19 protein-coding genes and 1 pseudogene are annotated in these 19665 nt (G+C 30.2%); 2 read left to right on the top strand and 18 right to left on the bottom strand.

Annotated features, from left to right (window positions below; all coding sequences use genetic code 11):
- Positions 1-953: pseudogene (locus J5J05_RS13030) on the top strand (IS30 family transposase); the annotation flags it as partial.
- Positions 954-1085: 132 nt separating this feature from the next.
- Here the strand turns inward: J5J05_RS13030 and J5J05_RS08315 are convergent.
- The 18 genes from J5J05_RS08315 to J5J05_RS08230 all read right to left on the bottom strand — a co-directional run bounded on the left by J5J05_RS08315 (position 1086) and on the right by J5J05_RS08230 (position 18326).
- Positions 1086-2135 (bottom strand): acyltransferase family protein, encoded by a 1050-nt coding sequence (locus tag J5J05_RS08315; protein WP_208560227.1) that lies wholly within the window; start codon positions 2133-2135, stop codon positions 1086-1088.
- A 68-nt stretch (positions 2136-2203) separates the two neighbouring features.
- Positions 2204-3166 (bottom strand): dTDP-glucose 4,6-dehydratase, encoded by a 963-nt coding sequence (rfbB, locus tag J5J05_RS08310; protein WP_208560226.1) that lies wholly within the window; start codon positions 3164-3166, stop codon positions 2204-2206.
- Between the two features lie 18 nt (positions 3167-3184).
- On the bottom strand, positions 3185-4063 hold the full coding sequence (gene rfbA / locus J5J05_RS08305) for a glucose-1-phosphate thymidylyltransferase RfbA (RefSeq protein ID WP_208560229.1): 879 nt from the start codon (positions 4061-4063) through the stop codon (positions 3185-3187).
- 39 nt (positions 4064-4102) lie between these two features.
- Entirely contained in the window at positions 4103-4510 is a 408-nt protein-coding gene (locus J5J05_RS08300) for a sugar 3,4-ketoisomerase (RefSeq protein ID WP_208560225.1), read from the bottom strand.
- Positions 4500-5000 (bottom strand): GNAT family N-acetyltransferase, encoded by a 501-nt coding sequence (locus tag J5J05_RS08295; protein WP_208560224.1) that lies wholly within the window; start codon positions 4998-5000, stop codon positions 4500-4502. The genes J5J05_RS08300 and J5J05_RS08295 overlap by 11 nt, the downstream gene beginning before the upstream one ends.
- Positions 4997-6100: a DegT/DnrJ/EryC1/StrS family aminotransferase gene (locus J5J05_RS08290; protein WP_208560223.1), complete on the bottom strand. Its 1104-nt coding sequence runs from the start codon at positions 6098-6100 to the stop codon at positions 4997-4999. The genes J5J05_RS08295 and J5J05_RS08290 overlap by 4 nt, the downstream gene beginning before the upstream one ends.
- A gap of 13 nt (positions 6101-6113) precedes the next feature.
- A complete protein-coding gene (locus tag J5J05_RS08285; protein ID WP_208560222.1) occupies positions 6114-7370 on the bottom strand; it encodes an O-antigen translocase in 1257 nt (418 codons plus the stop codon).
- A gap of 10 nt (positions 7371-7380) precedes the next feature.
- The gene (locus tag J5J05_RS12960) at positions 7381-8616 is read right to left on the bottom strand and encodes a glycosyltransferase (RefSeq protein WP_208560221.1); all 1236 of its coding nucleotides are present in this window, start codon (positions 8614-8616) and stop codon (positions 7381-7383) included.
- Between the two features lie 7 nt (positions 8617-8623).
- Positions 8624-9559, bottom strand: a complete 936-nt coding sequence (locus tag J5J05_RS08275; RefSeq protein ID WP_208560220.1) for a hypothetical protein — start codon at positions 9557-9559, stop codon at positions 8624-8626.
- A gap of 368 nt (positions 9560-9927) precedes the next feature.
- Positions 9928-11004 carry a glycosyltransferase gene (locus J5J05_RS08270; RefSeq protein ID WP_208560219.1) on the bottom strand — a complete coding sequence of 359 codons (1077 nt, stop codon included), beginning with the start codon at positions 11002-11004 and terminating at the stop codon, positions 9928-9930.
- 25 nt (positions 11005-11029) lie between these two features.
- Positions 11030-12076: a glycosyltransferase family 4 protein gene (locus tag J5J05_RS12955; RefSeq protein ID WP_208560218.1), complete on the bottom strand. Its 1047-nt coding sequence runs from the start codon at positions 12074-12076 to the stop codon at positions 11030-11032.
- 23 nt (positions 12077-12099) lie between these two features.
- Positions 12100-12879 carry a glycosyltransferase family 2 protein gene (locus tag J5J05_RS08260; protein ID WP_341868513.1) on the bottom strand — a complete coding sequence of 260 codons (780 nt, stop codon included), beginning with the start codon at positions 12877-12879 and terminating at the stop codon, positions 12100-12102.
- Entirely contained in the window at positions 12869-13732 is an 864-nt protein-coding gene (locus J5J05_RS08255) for an NAD-dependent epimerase/dehydratase family protein (protein ID WP_208560217.1), read from the bottom strand. The genes J5J05_RS08260 and J5J05_RS08255 overlap by 11 nt, the downstream gene beginning before the upstream one ends.
- 1 nt (position 13733) lies before the next feature.
- The gene (locus J5J05_RS08250; RefSeq protein ID WP_208560216.1) at positions 13734-14336 is read right to left on the bottom strand and encodes a sugar transferase; all 603 of its coding nucleotides are present in this window, start codon (positions 14334-14336) and stop codon (positions 13734-13736) included.
- On the bottom strand, positions 14305-16188 hold the full coding sequence (locus tag J5J05_RS08245) for a nucleoside-diphosphate sugar epimerase/dehydratase (protein WP_208560215.1): 1884 nt from the start codon (positions 16186-16188) through the stop codon (positions 14305-14307). The genes J5J05_RS08250 and J5J05_RS08245 overlap by 32 nt, the downstream gene beginning before the upstream one ends.
- Before the next feature lie 87 nt (positions 16189-16275).
- Positions 16276-16971, bottom strand: coding sequence for a CpsD/CapB family tyrosine-protein kinase (locus J5J05_RS08240; protein WP_208560214.1), 696 nt, complete (start codon positions 16969-16971; stop codon positions 16276-16278).
- Between the two features lie 14 nt (positions 16972-16985).
- Complete coding sequence (locus tag J5J05_RS08235; protein ID WP_208560213.1) at positions 16986-17729, bottom strand: YveK family protein; 744 nt, start codon at positions 17727-17729, stop codon at positions 16986-16988.
- A gap of 135 nt (positions 17730-17864) precedes the next feature.
- Positions 17865-18326: a transposase gene (locus tag J5J05_RS08230; RefSeq protein WP_208560212.1), complete on the bottom strand. Its 462-nt coding sequence runs from the start codon at positions 18324-18326 to the stop codon at positions 17865-17867.
- A 506-nt stretch (positions 18327-18832) separates the two neighbouring features.
- Here J5J05_RS08230 and J5J05_RS08225 point away from each other — a divergent pair.
- Positions 18833-19665 (top strand): ISL3 family transposase (locus J5J05_RS08225; RefSeq protein WP_208559039.1); only part of this gene is annotated, 833 nt, incomplete at its 3' end.

The raw sequence follows: 19665 nt of genomic DNA, 5'->3' as shown, positions 1-19665 counted from the left end.
GTGTCCCGCAAACCATCAATAGTGAAATCCATCGTGGAACCATCACTCAACTTAAACGCCAAAAGCAAAACGGCAAAGTTTATGATTACTATACGACTAGCTACGATCCTGATACCGGACAAGCAGCTTGCGATAGGCTTCGATTGAACTGTGGCCGTCGGCCAAAATAGGCTGACACGTATGCATTTATTGAATGGGCAGATGATAAACTGATACTAGAAAAGTGGTCTCCGGACGTAGTCATTGGTTTTGCTAAAACACATGACTTGTTTGACTCTTCTATTATTCCTTGTACAACGACTCTTTATGGATGGATTGACAAAGGTATCGTGAGAACCAAAAATATGGATCTACTTGAAAAACTATCACGAAAACCAAAAGACACTTCTTATAGAGGAGGAACAAACAAACTGATTTTAGGACAATCTGTTGAATAAAGACCTCTAGAAATTGATAATAGACAGAACTTTGGACACTGGGAAATCGATACAGTTGTCGGGAATAAAGTGAAAACCGATTCGGTTTTATTGACGTTAGTTGAACGTCAAACACGCTTTGAAATCATCCTTAAACTCAAGGGTAAAGAAAAAGAGTCTGTTAATCAGACAATCAGTCAATTGCGAAAAAGCGCCGGTGATACTTTCTCTAAAGTATTTAAGACAATCACCTCTGATAATGGATCTGAGTTTGCTGGTCTTCATGAGGCGCTTCAAGAGACACTTGATGTGTACTTCAGTCATCCTTATGCTTCGTGGGAAAGAGGAACTAGCGAGAATCAACATAAATTTATTCGTCGATTTATTCCAAAAGGAAAAGCCATCAGTCAATTTAGCAAAACACAATACTTGAGAATTCAACAATGGATGAATGACTATCCTCGGAAAATACTTGGCTATAAAACACCACATGACTGTTTTGCAAAGGTATTGCACTCATTATCCCAAGTGGCTTAAGCACGTTAGTGCTTACCAGATGACAAGTAACCTCTTCCAATAACCAATTAAACAATTAAGTAAGGATATCTTTTTTAACTAGGTGACTAACTTAAACTTGAAATTTACGAAATTAACAATTTATATATTCGACTAATTAAATCTTATAAATTTGTTGAACATCTGATTTTTGAAAATTCTATTTAAGATAATAGCACTCAGAATGGACATTATAAAACTAATTAAAGCAATCAAAATTGGATTGATATTTGGAGATGAAAATACTAAATAGTCGATAATCAACTTATGAATAACATAAAACTCAAAGCTGACCCCTCCTAGTGCAACTAGTCTTTTATTTTCCAACAATTTTGAAATGTACCCTCTATTTATACTGAAAATCGCCACTATTAAAAGCATTATAGGCAAATAATAAACTCCATAAGTATATGCTTTATTAATATATGGGTAACACAAATACATTGCTATAAAAAATACTACACTACTTATTTCTATAATAGTATAATATTTTCTAGATTTCTCAAATTTATTTACCTTTATAAAGATTCCTAACAATAAACCGAGACTAAAATCAAAAATTCTAAAAAAAGGAGATATGTAAAAAATCCATGTGAAATGTCTATGTTCTTTCCATATTATAACTGCTAAAAAAGCTATTAAATATATTAAGAAACCGTAAATTATCAAATATTTATTTGATTTCATAATTTTAGACAAAAGAAAAAGCAATAATGGGGTTAATAAATACAATATAAAACAACACGATAAATACCAAGAAACTGAATTAAAGGAAAAGTAAACTTCTCTTATTGGTATAAGACTTTGTATTAATAAAATATTTAACAAAGCTTTAAAAAAATATTTTATAGGATAATTTATAATCGCTAAAATATAGAACGGTACTGCTAAAATAAAAGTGAATATATGAATAGGAAAAAGCCTAATTAATCTTTTTTTGATAAATTCCAAGTACTTCTTTCTATTTAAATCTTTAAATGATTCTTGATAATTATAGGACATTACAAACCCCGATAATACTAAAAAAAAGGTAACTCCCCAATATCCTCCATATAGAAAGCGAAGAAAAAAATACTCATATGTTGTATTTTCAAAAAACAAAAGATGAGATAGAAATACAAAAAATATTGCTATAAATCTTAGTGACTGTAGAGGCTTTATCATGGTAGGACTCCTTACATAATTAGCATCCTTGTAAAATACTTAAGTTAAGAATCACACTTTAATAAACTTTAAAGTGATCTCCACCAATTTTCATTATCTACATACCATTTTATAGTCTTAATGATTCCAGTATCAAAGTTAAATTTCGGTTTCCACCCTAATTCATTTACAATTTTTGATGGATCTATAGCATACCTTCTATCATGACCCAAACGATCTGCAACATATTCTTTAAGATTATCAGCAACACCTAATTCATTAATAATGATATCAACTATCTCATTATTTGTTCTTTCGTTATTACCACCTATATTGTAGACTTCACCTTTAACACCCTTGTGTAAAACTAAATCAATCGCTTCGCAATGATCATCTACGTAGAGCCAATCTCTTATATTTTCACCATCTCCATAGATAGGCATTTTTTTATTCTGTATCCCGTTAGTAACCATCAGTGGTATTAATTTTTCAGGATGATGGTATGGCCCATAATTATTAGAACATCGTGTTATATTGATATTCATTCCGTAAGTCTCATAATAAGATAAAACTAACAAGTCCGCACTAGCTTTGCTAGCAGAGTAAGGGCTATTTGGTGCTAGAGGAGATTTTTCAGTAAAAAAACCTTCTTTACCTAGTGAACCATAAACTTCATCAGTAGAAACTTGAACATACTTTTGTATGTTATTTTTTTTTGCAATATTTAATAAATTCATTGTACCATTTACGTTGGTTTCTACAAATATATTGGGATTAGTGATACTTCGATCAACATGAGACTCAGCAGCAAAATTCACTATGCAATTAATTTTATGCTCTTTGACAATATGATCTACTAATTCTTCATTCACTATATTACCTTTTATAAATTGATAATTATCTTTGTCTTTCACTCTATTTAAATTTTCCAAATTTCCAGCATACGTCAGTAAGTCTAAGTTATAAATTTTATAATCCTCGTATGTGGAAAGCATGTGATTTATAAAATTACTTCCTATAAATCCTGCACCACCAGTAACTAATATATTCATATTTTTACTCCTTAAAAATTAATACTTCCTTTTCTCATTAGCAATACGCATTAAATATCGACCATATTCATTTTTTTTCAAAGGTTCTGCTAAGGACATAACTTTTTCTTTATTAATATATCCCATATTATAGGCAACTTCCTCAAGGCAAGCAATTTTCAAATTTTGTCGTTTTTCAATGGTTTCTACAAAAGTGCTAGCTTCTAACAAGGACTCATGAGTACCCGTATCTAGCCAAGCATAACCTCGCCCCATTATTTCAACATTCAATAATCCTTTTTCAAGATATACTTTATTTATATCAGTAATTTCTAATTCGCCTCTTGCTGAAGGCTTTAATTTACTAGCGATATTTACCACTTCATTATCATAGTAGTAAAGTCCTGTAATTGCGTAATTACTCTTAGGTTCAGTTGGTTTTTCCTCGATAGATTTCACTTTCATACCTTCATCAAATTCTACAACACCAAAACGTTCAGGATCGTTAACATGGTAACCGAATATAGTAGCTTCGCTCTTTCTCAGTGAAACTTGTTGGAGTAATTTAGATAATCCAACACCATGAAAAATATTATCTCCAAGTATTAAACAGACTGAATCATCTTTTATAAAATCCTTACCGATAATAAAAGCTTCCGCTAAACCATTTGGCTTGCCTTGTATTTCATAAGATAAATTTATTCCATAATCTTCACCATTACCCAATAATTCTTTAAATCTTGAAGTATCAGCTGGAGTGGATATAATTAAAATATCTTTGATACCTGATAACATCAAAATAGAGAGCGGATAGTATATCATGGGTTTATCATATATTGGCATTAATTGTTTGGACACAACTTTCGTTATAGGATATAAGCGAGTTCCGCTTCCACCTGCTAAAATGATTCCTTTAATAGCTTTCACCCTCCACGTAGATATAATAATAAAATATTTTTATACTTCTTTTAAATATTCTTCATAGTTATTTATATATTCTTCTGAATCATATGGCTCACTAGCGAGCACTAAAAGGATAGAATTTTCAGAAAAATCATACATTTCTTTCCAAACCATTTTAGGAATATATACTCCATGATCGGGACTTTTCAAGTCGATAATTTGTTCCACAGTTCCGTTATCAATCTTTATTTTAGAACTTCCACTAATATTGATTAAAACAAATTCAGTTTTACGATTGGCATGTTGACCTCTTACAATATTACCCTCTGTTCCGTAAATATAGAAAACCCTTTTTATTTCAAATGGTACATCTATATTATTTTCAATTACTATTAAACTTCCTCTTTCATCACCTTTTTGCTTAAAAGAAATCTTTTTAAAATCGCTATTATTATTTTTCAAATTTTACCTTCCTTACTCCATACCATTTAATATTCTCATATTTTCCATTTATATAAAAATGATCTAAGAATTCTCCCTCATATTCAAAACCTATTTTTTCATAAAACTTTATAGCTCTTATATTTTTTGAAAGTACATTTAGGTATACTTTATTTAAATTAAGTGTTTTAAAAGCTATATTTAGTAATTCAATTGTAGCGAGCTTAGCAACGCCTGTTCCTTTGGCACACTCTCGAAGACTGATTGCATATTCAGCATTATTATTTTTAGAATCAATATTCTTTAAACTTATTGTACCTAAATATTCGTCGTTACTGTCCACAATAGCATAATTCTTGTTAATGTCTGTAAATGATTCATTTATAAACTTTTGAACAGTTTCTACCGTAACATCTGCGGGATTTATTCTAAAATATTGATTAATATCTTTAGATTTCATCCATTCCAACATACCTTGGGAATCCTTAATAGCTAATTGTCTTAATTTCATTTTTTTAGCTCAAACTTATTTAAATATTTAATTACATAATCTTGTTCTTGGTTCGTCATACCATTATATAAAGGTATTGATAAAACTTTGTCAGCATATGCTTCAGTTATAGGAAGATCTCCTTTTTCCAAACCCAAATATTGATAGGCCTCTGATAAATGCGGGGGAATCGGATAATGAACTAGAGAAGATATTTGATTTTCTTCTAAAAATTCAATTAGTTCTTCTCTATACTCAGTCGTAATAACGAATTGATGCCATACACTTGTACTGTCTTTTCTAACTTTAGGAAGTTCGATTAGCTCATTATCAATTTCTTTACTGTATCTTTCAGAAAGATTTTTTCTTTCTTCGTTTAATTCCTTCAAGTGGGTTAATTTAACTCTAAGCAGACCAGCCTGTATTTCGTCTAATCTAGAATTAACTCCTATCACTTTATTGTGATATCTCTTTTCGCTTCCATAATTTCTCAAAACACTAATTTCTTTAGCTAATAATGCATCATTGGTCACTATCGCTCCGCCATCTCCAAAGGCCCCCATATTTTTTGATGGATAAAAACTAAAACATCCTATATCACCAAACGTTCCTGTATTGATATTTTTATATTTAGCTTCATGTGACTGAGCACAGTCCTCCACTACTTTCAAATTATATTTAGCTGCTAATTCCATTATTTTATCCATGTTAGTTGCTTGTCCATATAAATGTACTACTAAAATAGCTTTAGTATTATCAGTAATTTTTTCTTCGATTTTATCAATGTCGATATTATGATATTTATCAGGTTCTACAAACACTGGAGTAGCGTTATTGAGCGTTATTCCCATAACACTAGCAATATAGGTATTACCTTGTACTATAACTTCATCATCTTTACCTATGTTTAATACACGAAAGGCTAATGATAAAGCATCCAGACCACTTGCTAAACCAACACAGTATTTCGAACCCATATATTTAGCAAATTCTTCCTCAAAACTCTTTACTTCATTTCCTAACACATACCATCCACTTCTTAATACTTCGATGGCTTTTCTTTCATATTCATCTTTGTATTTTAAAAATTGTCTTTCTAAATCATTTACCATGATTTTCATAATCCAATCCCCTTTATATTAGGTATTTCCGAAATATTGTTTTTCTGAATAAGTACAACATAGTCAACAAATACAGAAGGTAATTAGTTGCATAAGCATAGGTTACTCCGATGCTTCCAAATATATTCATAAACAATATAGCTAACGTTAAATAAATAACTGCAAATAATATTTCTGTAATGATATATAACTTGGTCATTGCCTTAGCGACCATTAAATAAGCTAGAATCCAAGACGCGATTTTGAATGTATCTCCGACAATCTGAAAAACAAAATATTCTTTCATTTTTAAGAAATCTGGAGTATATAGTATGTTAATAATTAAATTCCTACTTAATAATATAGTCACACCACTGAGTATCGCCACAGGAATTAAATATTTATAACCTTTTAAAATTTCGTTTCTAAGATCACTTTTCTTTTTTAAACTTGATAAAGTAGGCAAATAATAAATTGATAATGTAGTAGTTATCACGAGCAAGTACATTGACGAGATACTCCATACCGCTTGAACGTATCCCGCCTCATTTAGAGAAAAATTATTTATGATGTAAGTTCTAATAAATAGTGTTCCCGTAGGGACAAAAAGGGCAGATACAATACTCATTAAAGCGTACTTGAATAAATTATAAGTTAAAACTTTATCTATTTTCCCTTTTAACTCTTTAATGTCAATAAGTTTAAGTTTATTAATAGCAAATATATTTAGTAGAAATATACAGATTTGGGCAATAGAAGCATTTATAAGTGCACCAAAAAGTCCAAAATTAATTGTAATAATAAAAGCCAAAATTACCGATATTAAATTTCCAACAATACCTATTACTGTCATTACTTTTATATTCTTATAACCGTTAAACACGGCGGTAATAGTAGTATTTAAACCAAAGAATATAATAGTAATACCAATTATAATAATAGCAGCAGTATAAATAACTTCTCCAAAAATTAATGAAGCTATAGATCTGTGGAATAATAGTATAATACTTCCAATTATCAATGAGCAAAATATTGTAATTCTCAATGAATGTAGCGTAACACTTCTTTTATCCTTATCTCTTTCAAATTCAGATATATACTTAGTAGTACCAACTCCGATAGCACCATTGGCAAAAGTTGAAAATATACCGATTATATTATTAAAATTGCCAAGCAATCCTATACCTGATGGTCCTATATAGATGGCCATTATCTTAGTAGTTACAATACCTGCCAACAACTTGATTATAGTAGAAAGACCTGACCAAAAGCTAGTTTTAAATAAATTCATATACCTTCTCCTACTTTTTGAAATATCTTATCTTACTTAACATACCGAAAATAGTTCGGTAAATATTCTTCAGAACTATTCTTGAAGGTTTTTCAATAATGTATGAATCTAATTTTTCGGAAACAATAATTGGCTTTGTAACTTCCATCTTCTCTAACCATTCTTCCATAATAATATTAATATCATAATTATTTTTAACAAAATCACTACATTTTTTAGAAATTTCACTATATGCTTCTATATCAATATTATACAATGTATCCATGTAATATCTGTACGTATTGCTACAATTATTCTTAGTGTCACCAACGTTATCATTTTCAAAAACATATCCATTAGAAATATTGGACTGAAAATATGCCGGCGCAATTACAGAAGGAATACCCGCACTTGAAGTCTCAAGTACCGAGGTACCCATACCAATAACTAAGGAGGCTTTATATAAATATTCATCCAGCTCTGAATAAGGTATAGTACCTAAAAAAATAATTTTACCGTCTCTATACGATTGAAATGTTTTTGCAAACTTAACTATATTCTCTTTTTCATTACCATCACCAATAATCTCTAACCTCGAATTTTTATTGATAGCATAAAATTCATCAAAATCACTAATTAATCCATACACATACTTTTTAAAATCTACCAGACGACCTATTGAAACAACAACGAAACATTCGTTGTGAATGAAGTGTGGTCTGGTTTCCTTTTGATCTACTGGCAATTTTATTATGCTAGAATTATTGATCTTTATATTGTAAAAACTTTCATGTGAAACTAATACATCTTCATTCATGAAAACCAACGAACCAGACTCATCCAAAACTTTAATAAGATTTAAATAACTTTGATTTCTAATTTCAAAGCCTGTTGTAAATGCTTTAGGATGGTAAACACCCACTAATAATTTTGCGTTAAAAAGTTTAGAAATTATTAATCCATTATGTGCATTTACTGGTTCAAAACACTCAACTACATCTATCTTATCCTGATTATTCATCGCACCGATAATTTCATTAAAACAATTTATCAACTCTTTAGTTCCTAGAGAATTAGTAAAAAAGACATTTGAAGTTATGATATTGACTCCAATAGATTCAAAAGAGTTATGCATGATACCTTTAGAAGAAGTTAATAAAATAACATTATATCCATGCTCAATAAGCCATTTACTTTTTCTATAAATTAAAGTTTGTATACCACCTACATTCAAATCAGAATATATATACAAAATACTTTTCTTCACGATGTAATTAGACCCCATTTATTGATCTTTTTTTCTTCGAATAAATCCTGTATTCACTTTTTTGAAAAATATAAGCAACTAAAGGTGCCGTCAACAAATCTACCTGTATTGGCGCTGCTAATCCACCTAATACAATTGCTAAGAAACAAAGCAATGTAGTTGTATTGTTACGACTAAGATTAATAAGCGAACTATAACCTAAAGTTAAGAAATAAATAATGAAACCTATTATTCCAGTATTGAATAACAAACCAGTATACATTGAATCTCCGTTAAAAACATTCGGTACAACGGCAGATCCAACTCCTATAAGGATGTTATCCTCAATTATTTTGAACGAATCAACTAAAATACCATTAGTAGAATCATATCTTGTAGTTAATGCTCCAAAGGGATTGGTTAAGTAGTTTAAGTAAAATGCTATTGATGTCCCGGCACGCTCTAAATAGTTAACCATCAAAAGAAATACGGGTATTATTAAAATAGGTATTAATAAAATTTTTCTGTTTTTTACTTTTATGATCCCAAATACTGTTAAAAAATAATAGAAAATTAAAATAATTGGCATGCTTAGAATTATCGTCTTCGATAGACCAGATAATCCTAATATAACTGTCGCAATTATTTTTAAATATAGTTTTTTATCATTGTACTTTTCTGATAATAATCCTAAAAAAATTGCAAAGCAAAACATTGAAAATATTCCTAATACTACTGGAGTCCCGAAAGTCCCATAAGCTCTATTAAAATAACCTAGCCCGACTACTTCATTTAAGGGTGTCAATGACTCTTTAAAGTAAAGATCATAGAATAAATTCGTTGTATTAGGAACTGTGAGCTGAACAAAAGAAACAATAGCGTTTATTACTAGTAATAAACTAAAAATTTTGTTTAAAATCGCTTCACTATTGAACTTCATAATCTCTTGCAACATATAAATCATTAGAATGAATCTTATATTTCCAAACATCGGAAATAGATTGATTCCACTATTGTATTTTAATGATGAGATTAAAGAGGCGATTATAAAAATAAAAAAATAAATCCATAAATATTGTCTAAAATAACTACTTTTATATATAGAAAAAGTTTTACTGCTCTTCAACAAAAATATAAATAGTAAAGGGAAAAAACAAGCTATTTCAAAGGTGATTTGGAATGAACCTATAGAGAAGTGTGGCGAGCATAGTGAAAAAACTATGTATGCAATCAATCCGTTTTCCCTATTTTTGAATAATATTATTATAAATAAAACAAATAAAATTAAGAAAATTATATTTCCTATGTTACTCACCATCCTTATTCACTATATTACTTATCATATATGCTCTTATATTTTTCAGCCATTATAGAAGATGAATATTTTTTAGAATCATTAAATGCTTCTTCTCCCAATAACTTTCTAAAATTTTCTCTTTCAATAAACTTCACCATTGCTTTGGAAATATCCTCAGAATCATCTTTAACTAGTAACCCATTTTTTTCATTCTTAATTAAATCTGGTATTCCACCTACTCTAGTAGCTATAATAGGTAATCCGGTGGCCATTGCTTCTAGTAAGGTCAAAGGGATACCTTCATATTGCGAAGGTAATATGAAGGTATCAGCATTATAGAGATACTTTGACACAGAACTTTTTATGCCCAGAAAAAGTACATTATTCTCTAATCCGAGATCTATAACTTGCTGCTTAATCTCTAATTCTAAACTTCCTTCACCAATTAATGATAATTTTGTATTAGGATATAACTCGCAAGTCTTCTTAAGACTATTTATTAGCAAATTATGGTTTTTGGATTCTTCAAATCTTCCAATGTGAATAAATTTAAATTCTTCTAAGTTTATACCTATTTCTTTTTTCTTATAAAGTCTTAAGTTGATTCCATTTAGTATAACAGGAATGTTTTTCTTCTTTAGTTTATATTCTTTCACGATTGTATCTTGTATCATAGGACTAAGTGCTACTGGAATGACATTAAAAAATCGAAAAAAGATGCTATTTATTTTTCTATTTAAAAAAGAGTTTTCTTTTTCTGCTACATTGTGTACTGTATGAATTCTATTTTTTATTTTAGCTAATATTGCTGCGGGAATAGCATATTTCATCGAATAAAGATGTGTGTGAATTACATCAGGCTTTTCATGTTTCAAAATATTAACTAATCTTTTTATGAGATTTATGTCAATACCTCTTTTTTTGTTTAAAAAATATATTTTAAACCCTTTACTTAAAAGTCTATCCGTGATAACCGAATTATAATTATACAAACTAATTATAACGACATCTAATCCAAGGTCTTTTAACTCATATGAAAGATTTTCAACCATAATTTCAGCTCCAGCAAGACCAAAATTTGGTATGATTTGAATTACTTTATTAGTTTTCATTTAAATAATACACTCTTTTCGAATTTTATATTCTATCCAAAAGTTCGATAAAATTATCAATGATTAATTCAGGCAGATAATTATTAGCTGCTTCAATACAATTCTTTTTCATAAAATTAAGCTTATTGATATTCAGGCTAACGTTGTCTAGTTTATTTTTAAAATCTTCAAGTTTATTAAATTCATAACCTATTCCGGTAATATTATCTTCTATGATTTCTGAATAATTATCCCATTTGGATGCTACTACTGGAACACCAGCAGCAAAAGCATCAATAATAGTACCAGGAATACCTTCAGTACTATATTTAGTTGGAAAAAGTAATAACGTATATTTTCTCAATACTTCTACGGTGCTATTATGTGCTACTAATCCTTTGTAATTTATATAACTCGGAAATGTTTTACTTAATGTATTAAAATGATCTGCATAATCTGGGTCTATTGGACCGTATATGTCTAATGTAAAAATACACTCTCTAGCTTTTTCATTTACATGACATACTGCTTCAATTGCATCTTCAATTCCTTTCTTTTCCGTTACTCTAGAAAAGGTACATAATCTATAAGGAGGCTTAGTATCATAACAGAGTTCAACTTTTTTGAGAGGTTTAATTCTTTTAAAATTTGACAATTGATAAACATTATCAAAACCCAAATCGTTTAATTCCATCATCATGTTCTTAGTCTCTACATGAATTCCATCAAACTTCATAAGCTGTTTTTTTAGTAAGTTGTTTTCTTTTAGATAATTACTAATCCAGCCTCCAATTACTACATAATGAATTTTTCTTTTGAAAAATAAATTGAGTAATAAAAAAATAGGTACGAAAACTTTAATTCCTCTATGTGCAGGTAAAATAATTAATATTTCTGAATCTTTAATCAGTTTATAACATTTCATGAGAAGCTTTATAGGTTTTTTTCTCCAATTATGAGTATCTACTTTGCTTATTAATTCTTTCCCGATCTTTGTTGTAATCTCTTCAGCTAAAGTTTTTGTTTTAACAGTTTGCCCATTCAATAATTCCTTACCTATACCAAAATGTCCACAAATGCCTATTTTATACACTAAAATCTTCCTTTTTATTGTCTTTATCGTATTTTATTTAGAGTAGTTTTTAATGACGTCCCTAAAACCCAATATAACATTAAATATATTGATTTTTTTAAAGGTAAATGTTCTATTTTTCTATAAACATGCCAATGATATTTTAGTAAACTAAATTTATTTTTTGATAATGAACCTTCTCTAACTCTATGCATAGCAAGTACTTCATCTAATCCATATATATTTTTTGCTTTTTTAATAACTTGTAACCACATTACATAGTCATTTCTCTTTCGGATATCAGGAATGAAGAATTTACCTAAAAATTCAGCATTATATATGACAGTTGAATTCCCTGTATTTCTCTTAAGTAACTCATAATAATTCATCTTCTTTAGGGGCGAAACAATTCTCCCTAATTCCTTACCATCTTGATCAATTTTTGAATAACTTGTACTTGTGAAATAATAATTATTTTCTTCCATAAAATTTATTTGTTTAGTTAATTTATCTTTTGCCCACATATCATCACTATCTAAAAAAGCAATATATGTCCCTGATGCTTCTTCAACACCTTTATTCCTAGCAACTGCAGTACCTGAGTTTTTCTCTAATTTTAAATATTTAATCCTTGAATCACTTTCTTGAAATCTACTAACTATAAGCTTAGTATCGTCTTCCGAGCAATCATCTATTATTATTGCTTCCCAATTGCTATATGATTGTACAACGATAGAATTTAAAGTAGCTTCTAAATAGGAAGCACTATTATATGTCGGGATAATAATAGAAACTAATGAGTTAATCTCCTGTTTAAATTCCACTTTTATCTGCCTCTGCTTTCGATATAGACTCTTCAAAACTTACAAGATTATAAGGTTTATTATATGTAGATAAATTCTTATCGTAAACTAATGTGCCAAATATCTTATTAACTAAATTTACTCTTTTTAAAGCTAGTTTAATTAAAAAATTTACTTTATTAGTTAATTTTATTTTTCTACCATTTTCTTTCGCTATCAATTCAACCATATTGGATGTATTCACATATTCTTCATTTTGTGGACAATAAACACCTTCGAATTGATCTTCTGCTAAAATTCTAATTAACTCTACTAAATTTTCTATAAAAATCATACTTCTACTATTGGTATATTTAGGAAAAACCGGGACAAAAGATGATATTTTAGATAATTTTTTGTAGTTACCCCCACAACCTTTGCCATATACCATTGGTGGTCGTACTATAGTTATTACGAACTGACTTGTTGACAAAGATTTTAATAATTTCTCTGCTTCCAATTTAGACTTTCCATACAATGTAACTGGACTCGGTATCGTATCTTCGTAAATCGTTCCATTATCTACTCCATAAACACTCATAGTACTTAAGAAAATAAATTGTTTAACTTTCTCTTGTTTAGCTTTTTTTGCTAATTGGTAAGTCAAATCTCTGTTAACAGCATAATACAATGAATCGTCAACTGCATTACTTTTTGCATGAACAATACCTGCGACATGTAAGATAGCATCATATTTTGAAAAGTCTTTAACTTGCCAGTTTGAATTACGCAAACTGATTTTATCAATTTCATATCTTTCGTTATAAAATTCCTCTAAATATTTTTTAAAAGAGTTCCCTATATAGCTTTTTTCTCCGGTAATAAGAATTTTCATTTTAAAGTTCTCCATGTTTTTTCTGTCCTTCGTATATTCCATCACTTTTTACAACACTAATGCCAGTAAGGAATATACATTTCAAGTCGGTCTTAAAGCTCACGTTTTCAACATATTCCCCATCCAATTTTGCTTTTTCAGTTATAGAAATTTCATCGCGTCCGTTAATCTGAGCCCAACCACTTAGTCCAGGTAAAATGGCATTTGCATTGTAAAGGTCTCTTTCTTTAATTAAATCTTCCTGATTCCATAGGGCGGGTCTTGGACCAATAATACTCATATCTCCTTTTAAAACATTATAAAGTTGTGGCAATTCATCAAGACTCGTTGATCTTAATACTTTCCCTATTTTAGTAATATACTTGCTAGAATCAGCTAATAGATGAGTAGGTGAATCTTTAGGCGTATCAACAATCATAGTTCTAAATTTATAAATTATAAACTCTTTTCTGTCCTTTCCAATTCTTCTTTGAGAAAAAAGAATTGGACCTTTGCTACTAACTTTTATCATTAGCATTATTAAAATAATCAGAGGAAATAAAAAAAATAAAGCTAATGAAGAAAGTAAAATATCAATGAATCTTTTGAACATTTTCGGATACATTAGTTTCACCTTCTTCATCTATAGTATTTGTCATTTCAGTATTGTTTTTTTGATTAGCAAACCGTATTAATTCTTTTTTCAAATCAGAGTCATCTAAATATTCTAGCTTGTTAACCCAATTCATGACTGAATCGAAAGAAATCCTATTAACCTTGCCCACAAAAATTTTATCATAAACTTGTTGCTCTAATTGCTCATTAACCATTAATAATTCTTCATACAACTTTTCACCTGGACGAATACCAGATTCGATAATTTTTATATCATTTTCATTGTTACCACTTAATTTTATAACTTTTTTCGCTAAGTCAATGATTTTAACGGGCTCTCCCATATCAAGGATAAAAATCTCTCCTCCTTCAGCCAATGCGCCAGCTTGAATAACAAGTTTACTTGCTTCAGGTATCGTCATGAAATACCTTGTCATCCTGAAGTCGGTTACAGTCAAGGGACCACCATTTTCAATTTGTTCTTTAAATAAAGGTATTACACTTCCTCTACTCCCTAGTACATTACCAAAGCGAACTGCAGCAAATTTTGTCTTACCTATAGCGTTCATGCTAGTAACTATCATCTCCGCTACTCGTTTAGAAGCACCCATTATATTTGGAGGGTTAACTGCCTTGTCAGTGGATATCATTATGAAGCTCTCAACACTAGACATTCTTGCAGCTGTTGCTAAATTTTTGGTACCAATTATATTATTTTTAATCGCTTCTTTAGGATTATACTCCATCAATGGCACGTGTTTATGTGCTGCGGCATGGTAAACTCGATTTGGCTTGTGATAAGACATAATTTCTAACATTCTATTATAGTCTTGTATATCTGCAATGACAGGTACAACTTCTGTCATCGTATCTTTTGCATTAGTAACTTCTTTGTGTATATTGTAAATAGAATTTTCACCATGACCAAGAAGTATTATTTTTTTCGGAGAAAATCTTATGAGTTGTCTACAAATTTCAGAGCCTATGGATCCACCAGCCCCTGTAACAAGAACCACTTTACCGGTTATCAAACTTGCTACATGACCTATATCCAACTCTACCTCATCACGTCCAAGTAAATCTGCTATATCAATATTTCTAAAATTATTAACTTCTAATTTCCCTTGAACAACCTCTTCAATTGAAGGCATTCTATTCACTTTTGCAGCAGTTTGGGAACAAATTTCTACAATTCTATCTAATTCATCAGGTAGTAAAGTAGGAATTGCAATCGTAATTTGTTGGACTTTAAGTGACTTCACTATATTTGGAATATCTTTCACCATACCAAGAAGAGGAGTACCATATAAATATACCCCTTGTTTAGCTGGATCATCATCCACGACCCCTATAAGTTCGATACCATTGGAATGTCTTTGTAAGCTTTTTATAAATAAACTTCCACCATCTCCAGCTCCGATAACCAAAGTCCGAATCTTAGAAACATTGTCATCGATCGCTTCAGATTTAACTTTCTGACTTCTTTCTTGATAAATCCTCCACATTATCCGACTACCAGGTATTGATATACATGAAAATATACAGGTTAAAGTTAGATGCCTCAGACTTAATTCACCAAACCATGGTAATAATATGATAGCGGTTAATAAAAACGTAACAAAAACACCAGAAATATGGACTAACGTTTCCTTTAAACTAGTATATCTATTTATTTTTGAAAAGAAATGCAGGTACCATCCGATTACATAGTAGGTCAAACTGCTCAATAAAACAGATAACCAAAACTCAATGTTTGGTAGTAAAACAAAAGGTATAAGAAATAGATAGGATAATGTACTAGAAATAAGTATTGATAGCAAATCGTATATAATTAAGATTTTCTTTTTAAGCTTTCTATTCATAAAGCTATTCTCCCAGAACGTTTTTTTGAATCAAATTAAAGTTAATATAATATATCAATAATCTTAAAATATAGAATGTTTAAAGAATCAGTCTCCATAATAATAATAATTTTTCTCTGATTTTTCCACTTTATTGAGGATTGCACCTAAAATATTTGCTTGTACATTTTCAAGCAATTCTTTAGACTTTAAAACTTGCTCTTTACTAACTTCACCCTTAGGTATAACAAATAGAAGTCCATCAACCTTAGAAGCCATTACTTGCGCATCAGTGACGGCCAAAACCGGTGGCATATCAAAGATTATCATGTCAAATTCTTCTTTCATTTCTTCAATAATTGTATTCATTCTTTTAGAAGAAAGTAATTCTGCAGGGTTCGGAGGAATAGCACCACTTGTCATTAAAAAGAGTCCCTCAATGCTAGATCTATAAATGACTTCATCTATGTTGGTCAGTTTATCAGTAAGAACTTTCGTCAATCCTTCATTGTTTTTTATATTGAAAGTTTTATGAACTGTAGGTTTACGTAAATCGGCATCTACTAGAAGAACTCTATTTTCTTCTGAAGCAAAAGTGACCGCTAGGTTTGCAGAAACAGTTGATTTACCTGATGATGGTCCAGCAGATGTTACAACTAAAGATTGTAATTTTTCGTCAACCATAGAAAATTGAATATTTGTTCTTACCGTTCTGAATTGTTCAGACACAATTGATGTTGGCTTATTTATAACAACTAATCCTGGTCTTTCATTCAAACTATCTGTTTTTTTATTTTTAAACATCTTATATTCTCCCTCTAAATTCTTGATCTTGATGCTCTAGTCTCTTTGTTCTTATGATGCATAGTTGACTGGTTACTTGACTTAAGTTCTTCACCATTCATTTTTGAAATAATTCCTAAATTTATCCAACCCAATTCGTCTACAATGAATTTTTCATCTTTTACTGAAGAATCTAAAAATTCTATTAAGAAAGATATAATTACACCTATTAGTCCGCCTAATACAAGACCAACAATTAAGTTAAAAGTATTATTTGGAGAAACTGGCTTAGTGTTAGAAATCGCTTCAGAGATAATCGTTACGTTATCGACATTCATAATAGAATTAAGATTATCTCTAAACTCAGTAGAAATAGTATTGGCTATATCAGCAGCTTGGTATGGATTATCATCAGTTACTTGTAGTGTGAAAACTTGGGAATTATCTGCAGCAGAAACACTAATTTGCTCTTTCAATTGTTCAGTGGTCTGATTAAGATTTAGTTCCTCAATTACAGGATTCAAAATTATAGCATTATTTATAATGTCTGAGTATGTATTAATTAATTGAACGTTAGTATCAATGTCGGCTCTTTGAATTATTTCTGATTCTTGTGTACGATTTACGAGCAACTGCGTAGTAGAATTATACTGGGGTGTTGCGATAAAAAATGTATATACAGCTGCTAACAACATACCAAAAATCATAGTATTAATAATCATTACTAGTCTCTTTCTTATTATTGACAGCATTTCTAATAAATTTATTTCCTCTTGCATGATATCCTCCTGATTTATACGACTTTATCGTATTAAATTATTTTGGGCTTTAGTAAGTATTTTATCATAAAAATAGAATGGATAATTAAAATTATCAAATATTATTTTTTTTTTTATATGATTTCTAGTTTTCTGTCACATGTTTATTAGATTAATTATACATAAAATTATTTTCCTATGAGATTTACCAATCTTCTTTAAGAGGATGCTACCGTAACTATCATTCATATCTATCGTGATGGTTTTAACCTTTTCTCTTTGTTTCTGAATGTGTCTAGAAAGAAAGTAATCTTTGATTGTTTGCGTATCTTTGCTGGGTAGAATATCTAAAATCGTGCCCGTCACAATATTAATATACTCAAAAGCCATTTGTCTCTCACCATACATGAATTCATCAATTTGTAAGTTCTTCGGCATTGACTGATAGTAAGGTTGATAATACTTTACCAATTCATTAATGATTTTTTGAATCGTTGCGGCAGAAAAAAATCGTCTCTTCGGACAAGCTCTTGATTGAACGAGCGACAGTATTTCTACTTTGATGAAGTTAGAGATAAAGCATTGTTCTTTTACAATCGGTGTTTCGGCCGTAAACATTGATCCGCAATCCTTAAACTTGAACCGCTGCTTTTCAATCTGAGATAGGTCGAGAAAATGCTAGACATTGGAAAAGTTATTCTAGAAGTCTGAGTACTATTTTTTAGATTGAGTATTCTTTGTTCTGCACATAAAATTCTTTACATCTAGTAGGAATATAGGTTAGGTTACAATCTATAAATTTACATTTCTTTTGTTTATGAGTTCACACGATACGCAGTTATCGTTAAAAATAGTATTTTGGTTTTAAATATCGCGTGCTTTTAGCATATTTTTTGATGTAGGCAATTGAATTCTTGCTATGAATATTGGGTTTTAGGAGATTTTCATTCTACAGGAGAACTCATTTGTTTTCTATTTTTTCATAAAAAAGACGTTAGTGATTTCGGTTCTATAATATTTGGTGTTGGTGAGAATTCGCCAACACTATTTTTATGTAAAATGAAACAAGCGAGATTCTCTGATAGACTATAGTTACCACACCAAATCTATAGGAGGAATCTCGCTTGCTTGAATCTAATGATATCAAAAAATTGCTTCATATCCAAGATGAATCGATCACATTGACTCAGATCGATCGTCAAACCCTAAAAGGAACTTTAACCAATATTGTCAGTGGGACAATCACTTATACACCAGGCTATTGTCCTAAGTGCGGTGTTAAAAACGCCGATTATAACATTATTAAGTACGGAACCAAGCTAACTAAAATGGTCTGGAATAAGGTGGCTGGGTATCCAACGCGCCTTTATCTAAAGAAACAACGTTTCTATTGTAAGTCTTGTACACAGACCTTCTCTGCTCATTCCTCAGAAGTCGAAGAACATTGTTTTATTTCTAAGAAAGTAAAGCAACACATCGGCTTTCAATCAAGAGAAGATCTTTCTATGAAGTATATAGCAGAAGAACATACGGTATCACCTTCCACCGTTAAGCGAGTGATTAGCACATTCGCCCAAGTCTATTACCCTGACTTCCAATCTTTACCGCCTTGTTTGCTTTTCGATGAATTCAAATCAGTCAAAAATGTGAAAGGTTCGATGAGCTTCATTTACGCCGATGGCGATACACATGAGGTGATCGATATCCTTCCTGATAGAAGAAAAGCTTATCTCAAACTTCACTTTCAAAAGTATCCGCTAAAAGTGAGAGAGCAGGTAAAACTCATCGTGATTGATATGAACGCAGCTTATGAGTACTTTATAAGAGAGCTTTTTCCAAATGCAAAAATCATTATTGATCGCTTTCACATCACCCAGTTGATTAATCGATCTTTAAATAGAATCAGAGTAAAAATCATGAAACAATACAACCATTCTAGCTATCCGTCTAAAGGAAT

It is taken from the genome of Marinilactibacillus kalidii, assembly GCF_017599325.1.
GTDB lineage: Bacteria > Bacillota > Bacilli > Lactobacillales > Carnobacteriaceae_A > Marinilactibacillus > Marinilactibacillus kalidii.
This window is presented reverse-complemented; position numbering and strand designations above follow the sequence as displayed.

What these genes read in the sequence shown, in the direction of transcription:
- rfbB (WP_208560226.1), bottom strand. Translation starts at nt 3,166, where the DNA reads ATGAATATATTAGTTACTGGTGGTGCAGGATTTATAGGAAGTAATTTT.
- J5J05_RS08240 (WP_208560214.1), bottom strand. Translation starts at nt 16,971, where the DNA reads ATGTTTAAAAATAAAAAAACAGATAGTTTGAATGAAAGACCAGGATTA.
- J5J05_RS08270 (WP_208560219.1), bottom strand. Translation starts at nt 11,004, where the DNA reads ATGAAAACTAATAAAGTAATTCAAATCATACCAAATTTTGGTCTTGCT.
- J5J05_RS08290 (WP_208560223.1), bottom strand. Translation starts at nt 6,100, where the DNA reads ATGAAAATCATGGTAAATGATTTAGAAAGACAATTTTTAAAATACAAA.
- J5J05_RS08250 (WP_208560216.1), bottom strand. Translation starts at nt 14,336, where the DNA reads ATGTATCCGAAAATGTTCAAAAGATTCATTGATATTTTACTTTCTTCA.
- J5J05_RS08275 (WP_208560220.1), bottom strand. Translation starts at nt 9,559, where the DNA reads ATGATTTATATGTTGCAAGAGATTATGAAGTTCAATAGTGAAGCGATT.
- J5J05_RS08285 (WP_208560222.1), bottom strand. Translation starts at nt 7,370, where the DNA reads ATGAATTTATTTAAAACTAGCTTTTGGTCAGGTCTTTCTACTATAATC.
- J5J05_RS08230 (WP_208560212.1), bottom strand. Translation starts at nt 18,326, where the DNA reads ATGTTTACGGCCGAAACACCGATTGTAAAAGAACAATGCTTTATCTCT.
- J5J05_RS08255 (WP_208560217.1), bottom strand. Translation starts at nt 13,732, where the DNA reads ATGAAAATTCTTATTACCGGAGAAAAAAGCTATATAGGGAACTCTTTT.
- J5J05_RS08295 (WP_208560224.1), bottom strand. Translation starts at nt 5,000, where the DNA reads ATGAAATTAAGACAATTAGCTATTAAGGATTCCCAAGGTATGTTGGAA.
- J5J05_RS08235 (WP_208560213.1), bottom strand. Translation starts at nt 17,729, where the DNA reads ATGCAAGAGGAAATAAATTTATTAGAAATGCTGTCAATAATAAGAAAG.
- J5J05_RS08315 (WP_208560227.1), bottom strand. Translation starts at nt 2,135, where the DNA reads ATGATAAAGCCTCTACAGTCACTAAGATTTATAGCAATATTTTTTGTA.
- J5J05_RS08245 (WP_208560215.1), bottom strand. Translation starts at nt 16,188, where the DNA reads ATGAATAGAAAGCTTAAAAAGAAAATCTTAATTATATACGATTTGCTA.